Annotated in this window: 12 protein-coding genes; 9 read left to right on the forward strand and 3 right to left on the reverse strand. The window is 54.4% G+C overall.

The window, feature by feature from the left end; translation table 11 throughout:
* Positions 1–4: 4 nt before the first annotated feature.
* The 3 genes from VNL73_08805 to VNL73_08815 form a co-directional block, all read right to left on the reverse strand.
* Positions 5–193, reverse strand: a complete 189-nt coding sequence (locus VNL73_08805) for a hypothetical protein (GenBank protein ID HXF49505.1) — start codon at positions 191–193, stop codon at positions 5–7.
* A complete protein-coding gene (locus VNL73_08810; protein ID HXF49506.1) occupies positions 190–492 on the reverse strand; it encodes an antibiotic biosynthesis monooxygenase in 303 nt (100 codons plus the stop codon). The genes VNL73_08805 and VNL73_08810 overlap by 4 nt, the downstream gene beginning before the upstream one ends.
* A gap of 249 nt (positions 493–741) precedes the next feature.
* Positions 742–1,335 (reverse strand): GNAT family protein, encoded by a 594-nt coding sequence (locus VNL73_08815; protein ID HXF49507.1) that lies wholly within the window; start codon positions 1,333–1,335, stop codon positions 742–744.
* Positions 1,336–1,437: 102 nt separating this feature from the next.
* On the opposite strand from VNL73_08815, the gene VNL73_08820 reads away from it, so the two are divergent.
* From VNL73_08820 to ahcY, 9 genes are all read left to right on the forward strand, one after another.
* Positions 1,438–2,223 carry an ABC transporter permease gene (locus VNL73_08820; protein ID HXF49508.1) on the forward strand — a complete coding sequence of 262 codons (786 nt, stop codon included), beginning with the start codon at positions 1,438–1,440 and terminating at the stop codon, positions 2,221–2,223.
* A gap of 92 nt (positions 2,224–2,315) precedes the next feature.
* Positions 2,316–3,092, forward strand: coding sequence for an ATP-binding cassette domain-containing protein (locus tag VNL73_08825; protein ID HXF49509.1), 777 nt, complete (start codon positions 2,316–2,318; stop codon positions 3,090–3,092).
* Positions 3,089–3,964, forward strand: coding sequence for an MlaD family protein (locus VNL73_08830; GenBank protein ID HXF49510.1), 876 nt, complete (start codon positions 3,089–3,091; stop codon positions 3,962–3,964). Before VNL73_08825 ends, VNL73_08830 begins: the two co-directional genes overlap by 4 nt.
* A gap of 6 nt (positions 3,965–3,970) precedes the next feature.
* Entirely contained in the window at positions 3,971–5,155 is a 1,185-nt protein-coding gene (locus VNL73_08835) for a zinc-binding dehydrogenase (GenBank protein ID HXF49511.1), read from the forward strand.
* Between the two features lie 48 nt (positions 5,156–5,203).
* On the forward strand, positions 5,204–6,421 hold the full coding sequence (locus VNL73_08840; GenBank protein ID HXF49512.1) for a glycine C-acetyltransferase: 1,218 nt from the start codon (positions 5,204–5,206) through the stop codon (positions 6,419–6,421).
* Between the two features lie 213 nt (positions 6,422–6,634).
* Positions 6,635–8,836, forward strand: a complete 2,202-nt coding sequence (locus tag VNL73_08845; GenBank protein HXF49513.1) for a TonB-dependent receptor — start codon at positions 6,635–6,637, stop codon at positions 8,834–8,836.
* 22 nt (positions 8,837–8,858) lie between these two features.
* Complete coding sequence (locus tag VNL73_08850) at positions 8,859–9,602, forward strand: hypothetical protein (GenBank protein HXF49514.1); 744 nt, start codon at positions 8,859–8,861, stop codon at positions 9,600–9,602.
* 116 nt (positions 9,603–9,718) lie between these two features.
* A complete protein-coding gene (gene metK, locus VNL73_08855; protein HXF49515.1) occupies positions 9,719–10,891 on the forward strand; it encodes a methionine adenosyltransferase in 1,173 nt (390 codons plus the stop codon).
* Positions 10,892–10,914: 23 nt separating this feature from the next.
* Positions 10,915–12,177, forward strand: a complete 1,263-nt coding sequence (gene ahcY / locus VNL73_08860; GenBank protein ID HXF49516.1) for an adenosylhomocysteinase — start codon at positions 10,915–10,917, stop codon at positions 12,175–12,177.
* Positions 12,178–12,297: the final 120 nt, after the last annotated feature.

Below are 12,297 nucleotides of genomic sequence, written 5' to 3' on the forward strand. Positions count from 1 at the left end.
AAGTTTATAGTCCAGCCAGCCCCTTGATTGCCAAATAGGGAAGAATGATGTAAAGAATGGAGTCGCGCACGGCGTAGAAGGCGATAATCACCACCAGCCAGCGCCAGCCCTTTTTCTTGAAATGGGCGATTGTTTCTTTGCGCCCAAGCTTTCCTTCCGGCAACAGCCCCCAGCGAACCAGAAATCTCTTCAAGTCGCCAGAACCTCGAAAATTTCCACTTTGGAGGTCAGAATCGATTTCCCGTTTTCCGTAAACTCCTTGACCCGCTGGTGGCCCTCCCGGTATTCGGAACTCCCGACCCAGGCCTCAAAATCCTCTTTTTTTTCCCAGTGGGTCATCACCAAATAGGCATCCCCTTCCAGCGGTTTCAAAATTTCGGCCTTGATAAAGCCCGGTCGGCGGTCCACCGCTTTTTTGCGGGTTTTGAAAACCTCCTCAAAGCGTCCCCGCCATTTTTCGGGAACGGTCATTCGGTTTATCATTACAAACATTTCTTTATCTACCTCCCCTGCTGTATTGTTATTTGTTTCACAAGAAACAAGCCCAAGTCGCATACGGGTGGGAAATAAAGGATAAGCAAAATTCCTTGTCAAGATAAATGTTAAATTGCAAGCCATTGTTATTCAGTGGCTTACATTGATTATGACAAATAGCATATTATTTGGCGACTGAATTAGTCGGTAATTTAATAATGACTACGACTATTTTAGTCGGTATTTTTGGTATCGATTTTTCTGATCTTAACGAATCTTAATCAAGTTTTGGTACTTTTTCCAAATCGGCAACCAATCCTCCTTGAAAACTGCAATCAGGATTTCATCGTGATATTTTCCGTTGCGGAAAATCTGTTTTTTGCGGACGCCCTCGACTTTGTAGCCGCATTTCAGGTTGTATTGCAAACTACGTTTGTTGAAAGCGTACACGGACGAATTAATTTTCCGGAGGTTCAAGGTGTTAAAGGCGTAGTTCAACAAGGTCATTTTGGCGTCCGTGCCGTACCCTTTTCCCCAGTATTTCTTTTCTCCAATCAAAGCGCCGGTCGAAGCCGTCCGGTCTTTGGCATTGATGTGAACGAGCGCCATATTGCCAATCAGCTTTCCGTCCAGGGTTTCTATCCCCAGAATGATTTCGTTTGGATTGTTGGCCATCCGGTCAAACCATTCCTCCTCCTTTTTTTCAGTAACGGGAAAATAAACGAGCAGATACTGGTTCACCTCCGGGTCGTTTATCCAGCGCAGGCAAAGTTCGAAATCGGTTGCCTTCCGCAAGGGGCGGAGGATGGTCTTTTTCCCCTTCAAGAACACAAGTTTTGGTCTGTTGGTGGTTTTCCGCATTTGATTTCCAATTAGAGCCAAAGCATAAAAAGAAGCAAGAGGTCCGATTTCCCCTCTTTTCTTATTGCCAGCCAGAGTTGAAGCCGTTAATTTGACCGTTCGATGCCTTCCTTTGCCGTGGCCGCCAACGAGCGGCTGAAAAAGATGGTTTTTGAGGCGCAGGGGATAACCGCCTTCGCCGGAAAGGTTCTTTCCAAGCTGTTTACGCCCCCTTTTTACTGGCGGGATTTGTACGAACAGATTCATTTTCTGGGGATCGGGTCGGTCTATCTTTGCATTTTCACCGGTGTTTTTGCCGGGCAGGCAATGGCTCTGCAATTTTCCAAGGAGATGGCGGAATTCGGGGCCAAGGATTACATGGGACGGATCGTCACTTTGGCCAACGTGCGGGCCTTGGGGCCGGTTTTGACCGGGCTGATGGTGGCGGCAAGGGTTTCCTCCGGCATCGCCGCCGAAATCGGTGCGATGAAGGCCTCCAACCAGCTGGATGCTTTGGTCTCCTTCGGCACCGATCCCGTCAAGAAGCTGGCCGTGCCGCGGCTTTGGGCCCTTTTTTTGATGATGCCGATTCTGACTATTCTTACCGACACCATCGCCATAATCGGCGGCTGGATTGTTTCCCATTTCATCGTGCATGTTTCCGATGCTTTGTACTGGACGAACGTGAAGCAGAAGCTGACCTACGGCAATCTATTGGTGGGAATGACCAAGCCGTTCGTTTTCGGCATCATCATCGCCATCGTCGGCTGCTATAAAGGTTTTTCGTCCGAAGGGGGAACGCGGGGGGTCGGGCAGGCCACGCGCGAGGCCGTAGTGATTTCCTCGATTACGATTCTGGTGGCGGAGTTTATGATGACCAAAGGGCTTTTCGCCATTTTGGGTTGGTGATGAGGGCTGGCCGCAAAGCATAGGGTGCAACCGAGAGAAGTCGATATTTATAATGCAGGCCCGGTCTTCGTTCCGGACGGGCACAGGAGAAAATGATCACGCTGAAAAATATCAATTTGTCGTTGGGGGGGCGGCTCATCCTGAAGAACATCAATTTTTCCGTGGCGAAAGGGGAAACGAAGGTTATTTTAGGCCCTTCCGGCTCCGGAAAGTCCTCGATTCTAAAGATTATACTGGGGCTCTGGCGGCCGGATTCGGGACGGGTAGTCATCGACGGCAAGGAGATGTCCGGCGCGACAAACGAAGAATGGGACGAAGCGCGGTACCATATTGGAATGATTTTTCAGGAAGGGGCGCTTTTCGATTCGCTTACCGTGGGGGAAAACGTCGGCTATTGGCTTTTTGAGCACACCAAAATGTCGGAAGAGGAGATTGAAGTGCGGGTGCGGCGGGCCTTGAGCGAGGTCGGTCTCGACCCGGAAATCATCGACCGGATGCCGGACGAGCTTTCGGGCGGAATGCGTCGGCGGGTGGCCATCGCAAGAGCTTTGGCTTCGCTCGAACCGAAAATTATGCTTTACGATGAACCGACCACCGGGCTGGACCCTTTGGCTGTTGATACCATTTTGGACCAGATCAATTCCCTACAGCAGCGCAAGGAGGTCACCTCGCTGGTGGTTACGCATGACATCTCGGATGCTTTGAAGGTATCCGACCGTTTTATAATGATTGCCGACGGTGAGTTGATTTTTGAAGGAAACTCAAAGGAGTTACGGGATTCCGACCATCCCTTCGTTGCCGGCTTTCTGGCGCCATTCAAAAACACACTTTCGCGTGCTTTGGCCTCCTTTGGGGTGGAGAACGGATGAAGCGGACTGGAGATATTCGCTGGGGGAGTTTGAAGCTTGGAATCGTGGCGCTTGTCGCCATCGGGCTTCTGCTTTGGGCTTCGCTGATGGGCGGGGGAAGCTCGCTTCTGCGCCCCAAGAACACCGTCAAAACCTGGTTTCCCGCCCTGTCCGGTTTGGTTGTCGGCTCGCCGGTCTGGATAAACGGGGTGGAGGTGGGGCAGGTCTCCGATATCGGGCTGGATAAACTGGTTTCCGAGGGGAGAATCGAGGTCTCAATGGCGATAAACCGAAAATACTGGAATTTGCTGCGGCAGGACAGCAAGGCCCGGCTGGGAACGGTCGGTCTCCTGGGAGATAAGTACGTGGAAATTATCGCCGGCACAGCCGGTTCGCCGGAGCTGAAATCAGAGGATTTCATTTTGGGGGAGCGTCCCGTCGATTTGGCCTCCACCCTTTCCTCCACACCGGAGCTTTTGAAAAACGCCGACCGGCTTTTGGTTCGCTTGACCGCCATCGCGGATCAGATTGACGCCGGGCGGGGAAGCGTCGGAAAACTTTTCCGGGACGACCGGTTTTATGTGGAAAGCCGGGATGCGATGGCGCGAGTGAAGGAGCTTTCCGGCAGCTTGAACGAAACGCAGAAAAAAGTGGGAGACCGGCTGGTCTCCCTGGCGGCCAACTTGGACAGTCTGGCTTCAGCCATGAAGGGGACGGTGGAAAAGATGGATACTTTCTTTACCCGCGTGGAAGAAGGGGAGGGGAGCTTGGGGCTTTTGACGTCAGATGACAAGCTTTACCGCGAGGCGCAAGAGACCCTGACTGAAATGAAGCGGCTTTTGGCGGACATCCAAAAAAATCCGAAAAAGTACGTCAAACTAAGTATATTCTGACCGGTTATGCTGGGACTGGTTAAAACCAAACCGAACGGCTCCAAACCCTGGCCGAAGGGACTGCGGTTGGAGGAGCGTCCTTCCCCCAATTTGCTGGAACCAGACGAAGTCAAAATCGAGGTTCTGGCGGCGGGCATCTGCGGCACCGACGTCGGGATTTATAACAACAAGGACTCCATTCGCACGGAGATGCGCCGGGCTTTTGTAGATCCGGTCATCGTCGGCCATGAATTCGCCGGGCGAGTGGTGGACGCGGGATCCAAAGCCATCGAGTTTCTTTTGGCCTTCCCAGAGTTTAGGAATTTTACGTCAGACAAGATTCTTTCTAAACTGACTTCCGATTATTTTGCCTCGGCGGAGATGCACATCCCCTGCAACCGTTGCCGGACCTGCCGGATGGGGCAACAGCACGCTTGTCCGAATACAATCATCAAGGGGATTCACCAAAACGGGGCGTTCACCAACTTTTTAACCGTACCGGTGGCCAATTTGCAGCTTTTTTCCAAAAAGGAGATTCCGATTGAAATCATCGCCTTTATGGATGCTTTGGGGAACGCCGTGCATACGGCCCAGGAAGAACCGCTGATGGGGAAAAGTGTGGCCGTTTTGGGCTGCGGAGTACAAGGACTGATGGCCACGGCCGTGGCGCGGCACTCCGGCGCTTCCACCATTTTCGTTACGGACGTTTCCAACCCGGAGAAGGGGTTGACTCCGGAAAAAGTGGAGAAGCGGCGGTTTGCCATGGCGCGTAAGTTCGGCGCCAATTTTACGTTTGATTTGGGACTGAAAGACGGACGCAAGGAAATGCTGGGAACCGTAATGCAGGAAACGGGAAGGGACGGCGTCGATCTGGTTTTTGAAATGTCCGGCAGCTATAAGGCGTATGCGGATGCCTTCGATTTGGTGCGGGCTGGCGGCACCGTGCTCCTTTTGGGGATTCCGGAAGGGGAGGTCAATTTGAACTTTTCCGACCGGGTGATTTTCCGCGGCGTTGTGGTCAAGGGAATCATCGGACGTAGGATGTTTGAGTCCTGGGAGACGATGAAGGATTTGCTTAAAACCGGGCTGGCGGACTTGTTCGTGAAATCCGGTTTCGTTTCCCATCAATTGCCCCTCTCCCGTTTTGAAGAAGGGTTTGCGGCGATGCGCTCGGGGGAGGCGTTTAAAGTTTTACTCCTGCCAGAAAAATAAAACACCACCAGGCCGGGTTTGAAACCCTTCTCTATAAAAAACATAGAAGTGATATCCCAATTAGACAAAATCGAAAAAGCCCTGGCGGATCTGCAGGCGGCCAAGACCTTCAAGTACGAAACGATTTTGGAAAGCGCACAGGGAGCCAGGGTCAAAGTGAGGGGGCGGGACATCATTATGCTGGCTTCCAACAATTATCTTGGTTTGGCTTCTCATCCGAAGATCCGAGAGGCCGCCATCCGCGGCATTCAGGAATACGGGTTTGGGATGTCTTCGGTCCGCTTCATCTGCGGCACGCAGGTTCTGCATCGCAAGCTGGAGGAAAAAATTGCCGCCTTTTGCGGGACGGAAGATGCCATTCTTTATTTGTCCTGCTTTTCGGCCAACGAGGGATTTTTTGCCGGGCTTTTTTCCGATAAATTGGGCTACGACGCCTACAAAGACGTCATTTACTCCGACCGGTTGAACCACGCTTCCATCATTGACGGCAACCGGCTGACCAAGCCAGAGACCACCGACCGGAAGATTTACGCCCACGGAGACGCCGAAGATTTGGCGCGCCAGTTGGAAGCGGACAAAAACCAGCCGTACCGCTTTCGCGTGGTGGCCACGGACGGTGTTTTCAGCATGGAAGGGGATTTGGCCCCTCTCCCGCGGCTGGTGGAGCTTTGCAACAAGTATCAAGCCATCTTGATGGTGGATGATTCCCACGCCATGGGGGTCATCGGCAAAACGGGCAAAGGGACGGCGGAGGAATTGGGTGTCTGGGGAAAAGTAGACGTTTTAACCGGCACGTTGGGCAAGGCCTTGGGCGGCGCGGCGGGCGGCTTTATCGCCTCTAAAAAATCATTGATTGAGTTTTTGCGCCAGAGTTCCCGCCCCTACATTTTCTCCAATTCGCTGCCGCCGCCGATACTGGCGGCCTCGCTGGAGGCATTTAACATTTTAGAATCCGATTATTCCCTCGTGGAAAAACTGCACGCCAACACGGCTTATTTCCGCCGGGAAATCGTCAATCTGGGGTTCAAAATCATTCCCGGCACTCATCCCATCGTCCCCGTGATGTTAGGGGAAGCGGCCCTGGCGCAGGATGCCTCCGCCGAGCTATTGAAGGAAGGAGTGTACGTCAAGGGTCTTTGGTATCCGGTCGTGCCGAAAGGAGAAGCGCGTTTGCGGGTGCAAATCTCCGCCGCCCTCGACAAGCAGGATTTGGACGAGGCGTTGGCGGCGTTTAAAACGGTGGGGAAGCGGCTGAAAATTATCTGAACTTTACAAGTTAGAGCAACCGGATTTGAAAAGCCGCCTCCGGGCGGCTTTTTGCTGGCTTATGGTCACCCGGGACTTGATTTATATCATGTTTTTGCCCAGATTTTCCTGACCTTAATCATACCTACAAACAGCGTCAGTGGACATATTGAGTACGCTGATGGCGGCCCGACGGAAAGGGCCGACAGCACGGAAAACTTAGGGAAAGGTTGGATGGCCATGCGCGCACAGAACAAGATTTTGGGGACGGTTTTGTTTTTGCTTTTGAGCGTTTGCCCGGTTTGGGCCCAGGAAGAAGCGTCCGAACCGGCGCAGAAGGATACCCTCGGCGGTGACGGGCTGCCGGTTTATCAAATGGACGAGCTGATTGTCACCGCCAACCGCTATGAGCGGGCGGCGTTTGAAGTGCCGTATTCCGTTTCGGTTTTCTCGGAACAGAAAGTTTGGAGTTCCGGGGCTTTCACCTTGAGCGGCGCGATGAAGGGACTTTCGGGCGTGGATATCTCTGATGCGGGGCCGTTCCGTGCCCGCCCGGTCGTGCGGGGGCTGGCGGGGAGCCGGGTTTTGGTTTTGGTGGACGGTCAGCGGCTGAACGACACACGGGAAAACACCTTTTCCGGCGCGGAGCTGTCTTTGGTGTCACCCGCTACCGTGCAGCAAGTGGAGGTTCTGCGCGGATCGAACTCGGTTTTGTTCGGCTCCAACGCCATGGGGGGGGTGGTCAACATCCTGACCAAAAAGCCGGCAATTCCGGTCGGAACGTGGAAACTTTCCGGCGATTTCTCCAGCCGCTACAGCACGAACGACCAGCAGCGCGCAGGCCGGCTGGGTTTGAATTTGGCCAACCACCGCTGGCGCGTGAAGGCGGGGGCGGATTACCGCCGGGCCAACAACTACCACGGGCCGGGGAGCGGCGTTTTTGACTGGGGACGGGAGGTGGCGAATTCCAATTTAAAACGGGCGGTCGGGCTGGATTTGGCCGGCGATTATCAACTGGCGGAAAAACATACCCTCTCCCTTGCCGCGCAAAGCTCGCTCAACTCCGGCATTGGGTTCCCGGAAACCCCCAATCCGACGTTTCCGGTGGGAATCTTTTTCCCCTACCACGACCGTTCCAAAATCGCCTTGAGCTACGAGGGAAAACAATTGACCTCCAAGATTGCGAGCTTCAAGGCGAGCGTGTACGGCCAGAAAAACAAAAAGGATTTGCGGACGGTCTTTTCGGCCGCCTTTCCGAACACGCCGTTTCCCGGCTCGACTTTGCGCATCAACGATACCAGCCACACCTACACCACGGTTTTGACGGCCGGAACGAATTTGCAACAGGTATTAAGCTTATCGGGGAATCAGACCTTGACCTACGGGCTGGATTATTACCGGGAGATGATCGACGGGTTCACCCGCACCTTTTCCCATTCCTCCTCGCTGGTCTTCCAGAGCGATAAAATCACCCAGAGCGCGGCGGTGCCGGAAAATCATATGGATGCTTTGGGGCTTTTTGCCCAAAACGACATTCGTCCTTTCCGGCGGCTCTCCTTCCAATTGGGAACGCGCTTTGACTGGTACCGGCAGGCGGCGGAGAAAACGGAGGGGTACAACGACGTGCGCACCGGGCAGCCGTTGGAGCCGAAATCGGACATTTTGACCGCCCTTTCCGGCTCGGCGGGGTTTCAATATCAGTTGCTCGAGGGACTTCGCTTAGGCGGTAACGTCGGCAGCGGGTTTAGAGTTCCCAATCTGGTGGAGAAATTTTTCTCCGGCACGCAGGATCAGCAAATCATCACCCCCAATCTTGATTTGGCGGCGGAGAAAAACGTTTCGGTGGATGCCGGCGTGAAATTCCGCTTCGCCCGCTTTTCGGGCGGAGTCACCGCCTTTTTGAACCAGCTGCGGGACTACATCGAGCTGCGGGCCACCGGCGATTCGGTCACGGTTTCCGGCCGGCGGCAGGCGGTCTGGAACTACGAGAACACAAGCCGGGTGCGCTTTGCCGGCATCGAAGGGGAATTCGAAGCCCATCTGCCGCAGGGGTTCACCAGCTTTTTGAACAGCTCCTACCAGAGCGGCGACAATCTCTCCGCCCACCGCGCCATTTACGTGGCGCCGGCCAAAATCGTGATTGGCCTGGGGTGGAAAGAGGGGCGCGGGCGCTTTGATGCGGAACTTTCCAACCGTTACGTGTTCGAGCAGAACCGGATTGATCCGGATCCCTCGTCCACCTTGCAATTGCCGACGCCGGCCTTCAACGTGGTGAACTTCCGCGCCGGCTACCACTGGCGGGTCTGGACGCTTACGGCCAACATCAACAATTTGACCAACCAGACCTACCGGGAGCCGTTGAACGCCGCCTCGCCGTACAACCCGATTCTGGAGCCGGGGCGGAATTTCATCCTCGGGCTCTCGACCAAGTTTTAGTGCGGAACGAGTGGAGGAAGCGATGAACGTGGTGTTGTATTTACCGATTCTGACCACCCTTTTTGCGGCCTACTTTTCCCACCGGATTTTTAGGCATTACCGGGAGCGGAGAAGCGGGCCGCATCTTTTGTGGTGGACCTTCGGCGTGGCGGCCTACGGCCTGGGAACGCTTCTTGAAAGTTTGGTCACCCTTTTCGGCTGGCAGCCGGTTCTGTTTCGGATGTGGTACATCTCCGGCGCGCTTTTGGGAGGGGTGCCCCTGGCGCAGGGGACGGTGTATTTGCTCTTGAAGCGCAAGACCGCCAATATTCTTTCCTCCGTTCTGGTTCCTTATCTCGTTTTTGCGGCCGCCTGCGTGCTTTTGGCGCCTTTGAAGGAAGAACCATATGGCAGCCGGATTTTGACCGGCCGTATCATCGGTTCGCCAGATGGAAGCTGGACGTGGGTCCGGCTTTTGAGCCCTCTCATCAACACCTACGCCGTGATTTTTCTTGTCGGCGGTGCCTTTCTGTCCGCTTACCGTTACAGCAAAAGTCCCGAGACCCGCCACCGTTTTTATGGCAATCTCCTGATCGCCGTCGGTGCCATCCTGCCCGGCATCGGCGGAAGTTTTTCCCGGATGGGTTACACCGAGGTGCTCTATGTCACCGAGTTTATCGGCCTGCTTCTGATTTACCGCGGATACCGGCTGTGCGTGCGGGTGCCAGCGGAAGCACAAACCCGCTCTCTCCATCCGGCTGTCTCCGCCAGCCGTCCGGCTTCGTAAATTTGCGAGCTTTTTCCGGAGGGCGCCCTTTCTTTTCTTGACAAAAGTTTTGTTTTGGATAAGTTAGCCCATTCGCATCGTTTGCAGCGGTATTCCAAGCGAAGCCAAAAGCCATTATGCGCAAAGAAAACGGCAAGAATTTCTTTTTCACTTCCGAATCGGTCACAGAAGGACACCCGGACAAGGTGTGCGACCAGATTTCAGACGCCATTCTGGACGAAATTTTAAAGCGGGATAAACGGGCGCGGGTGGCCTGCGAGACCTTCATCACCGTGGGGCTGGTCATTGTCGGCGGAGAAATCACCACCCATACCTACATAGATATTCCCCGGCTGGTGCGGGATTTGATCCGGGATATCGGGTACATACACTCCAAGTACGGGTTTAACTACACCACCTGCGCCATTTTGAACGCAATCGGGCGACAGTCACCAGACATATCGCAGGGGGTGGACATCGGCGGCGCGGGGGATCAAGGGATGATGATCGGCTATGCCTGCCGCGATACCGAGGAATTGATGCCGTTGCCGATTCAGCTTTCCCACGAACTGACCCAAAGACTTTCGGCCGTCCGTAAGAAGAAGATTTTGCCCTATCTGGGGCCGGACGGGAAATCGCAGGTGACTATCGAGTACCGGGACGGCGCGCCGTACCGCGTGGACACGGTGGTCATCTCTTCACAGCATACCGAGGAGATTCTGGATAAAAGCGGGAGGAAAATCACTAACAAAGCCAAGGAAGAAATTATAGAAAAGGTCGTTCTTCCCGTTATTTCGAAAAGGTATTTGGACTCCAAAACCCGCTATCTGGTCAATCCCACCGGCAAGTTCGTGGTCGGCGGGCCGCAGTCAGACACCGGAATGACCGGGCGTAAAATCATCGTGGACACCTACGGCGGCTGGGCGGCGCATGGGGGGGGTGCTTTTTCCGGCAAGGATCCCACAAAAGTCGATCGGTCGGCCTGTTACCAGGCGCGGCACATCGCCAAAAACATCGTGGCCTCCGGCCTAGCGGACGAATGCACGGTGCAACTGGCGTATGCCATCGGGGTGGCGGAGCCGGTTTCCGTAATGATTGAAACCAACGGCACGGGACGGGTGCCAGATATCCGGTTGACCCAGCTCGTGCGCAAGCTTTTTCCGCTCAAACCGCGGGGAATTATCGATTATCTGAAGCTCTTGCGGCCGATTTATTTAAAAACGGCCGCCTATGGCCATTTCGGTCGGAACGAAGTGGAGTTCACTTGGGAGAAAACAAACCGCGCAAGCGAGCTTGCACGGCTGGCATAATCGCCACCTTATTTGGAGAATAAATGGCAAAAGAATATGATGTAAAAGATAAGAAGTTGGCCGCTTTGGGCCGGAAGCGAATCGAATGGGCGGCCCGCAACATGCCGGTTTTGGCAGACATTCAAAAACGCTTCGCCAAGGAAAAACCGTTGGCCGGGGTGCGTATTGCCGCCTGCTTGCACGTTACCACGGAGACGGCCAATTTGATGCTGGCTTTGAAAGCGGGGGGGGCGCAGGTGCGGCTGTGCGCCTCCAATCCCCTCTCCACGCAGGATGACGTGGCGGCTTCATTGGTTTTCGACTATCACGTTCCTACTTACGCCGTCAAAGGAGAGAATAAAAAACGATACTATGACCACATCGAGTCGGCTCTAAACATCAAACCGGTGGTGACGATGGATGACGGGGCGGATTTGGTTTCGCTTCTGCATTCTTCCCGTAAAAAGGATGCCGACCGGGTCATCGGCGGCACGGAGGAGACCACCACCGGCGTCATCCGTTTGCGGGCAATGGAAGAGAAGGGGAATTTGCTTTTCCCGGTCATTTCGGTCAACGACTCCAAAACCAAGCATTTGTTCGACAACCGATACGGTACTGGGCAATCCACCATCGACGGGATTCTGAGGGCCACCAATCATTTGATGGCCGGCTCGAAGGTGGTGGTCTTCGGTTACGGGTTCTGCGGCCGGGGGGTGGCGATGCGGGCCAAGGGAATGGGGGCGGTGGTGTTTGTTTGCGAGGTGGATCCGCTGCGGGCGATGGAGGCGGCGATGGATGGATTCGAGGTCGTATCCTCGTATGAAGCGGCCCGCAAGGGGGACGTTTTCATCACGGTCACTGGCAATTTGAACGTCTTGCGCCGGGAGCATTTTGCCGCGATGAAGGACGGCGCCGTTTTGGCCAACTCGGGACATTTCAACGCCGAAATCGACATTCCGGCTTTGGGGAAACTGGCCAAAAAGCGCCGGGAGGTGCGCCCGTTCGTCGAAGAGTTCACGTTGCCCGGCGGCAAACGGGTTTATCTATTGGGGGAGGGGCGACTTATCAATTTGGCCGCGGCCGAGGGGCACCCTGCAATGGTGATGGATATGTCCTTTGCCAATCAATCGCTGGGAGTGGAATACCTGGTCACCTCCGGCGGGGAATTGGAACGGCGGGTCTATCCAGTACCCGAACCGATTGACCGGGAAATCGCCCGACTGAAGCTGAAGTCGATGGGGGTTCGAATCGATACGCTTACCTCCGAGCAGAAAAAGTATCTCGCTTCCTGGGAGCTTGGGACTTAGTTTCAGATTTTGCCCGCTCTGCTCTTCGTTTTTTTCTGATGTCAAAAAGCTGACACTTTGTGTCAGAATTTAGACATTGACCGCTTGGAACTTTTTTCCTTCCATTGTCGTTTTCCTTGC

The sequence above is a fragment of the Verrucomicrobiia bacterium genome, from assembly GCA_035574275.1.
GTDB lineage: Bacteria > Zixibacteria > MSB-5A5 > DSPP01 > DSPP01 > DSPP01.

Excerpts from the sequence above, each read along its gene's own strand:
- metK (HXF49515.1), top strand. The coding sequence starts at position 9,719 with ATGCGCAAAGAAAACGGCAAGAATTTCTTTTTCACTTCCGAATCGGTC.
- VNL73_08830 (HXF49510.1), top strand. The coding sequence starts at position 3,089 with ATGAAGCGGACTGGAGATATTCGCTGGGGGAGTTTGAAGCTTGGAATC.
- ahcY (HXF49516.1), top strand. The coding sequence starts at position 10,915 with ATGGCAAAAGAATATGATGTAAAAGATAAGAAGTTGGCCGCTTTGGGC.
- VNL73_08850 (HXF49514.1), top strand. The coding sequence starts at position 8,859 with ATGAACGTGGTGTTGTATTTACCGATTCTGACCACCCTTTTTGCGGCC.
- VNL73_08825 (HXF49509.1), top strand. The coding sequence starts at position 2,316 with ATGATCACGCTGAAAAATATCAATTTGTCGTTGGGGGGGCGGCTCATC.
- VNL73_08820 (HXF49508.1), top strand. The coding sequence starts at position 1,438 with ATGCCTTCCTTTGCCGTGGCCGCCAACGAGCGGCTGAAAAAGATGGTT.
- VNL73_08815 (HXF49507.1), bottom strand. The coding sequence starts at position 1,335 with ATGCGGAAAACCACCAACAGACCAAAACTTGTGTTCTTGAAGGGGAAA.
- VNL73_08835 (HXF49511.1), top strand. The coding sequence starts at position 3,971 with ATGCTGGGACTGGTTAAAACCAAACCGAACGGCTCCAAACCCTGGCCG.
- VNL73_08845 (HXF49513.1), top strand. The coding sequence starts at position 6,635 with ATGGCCATGCGCGCACAGAACAAGATTTTGGGGACGGTTTTGTTTTTG.
- VNL73_08810 (HXF49506.1), bottom strand. The coding sequence starts at position 492 with ATGTTTGTAATGATAAACCGAATGACCGTTCCCGAAAAATGGCGGGGA.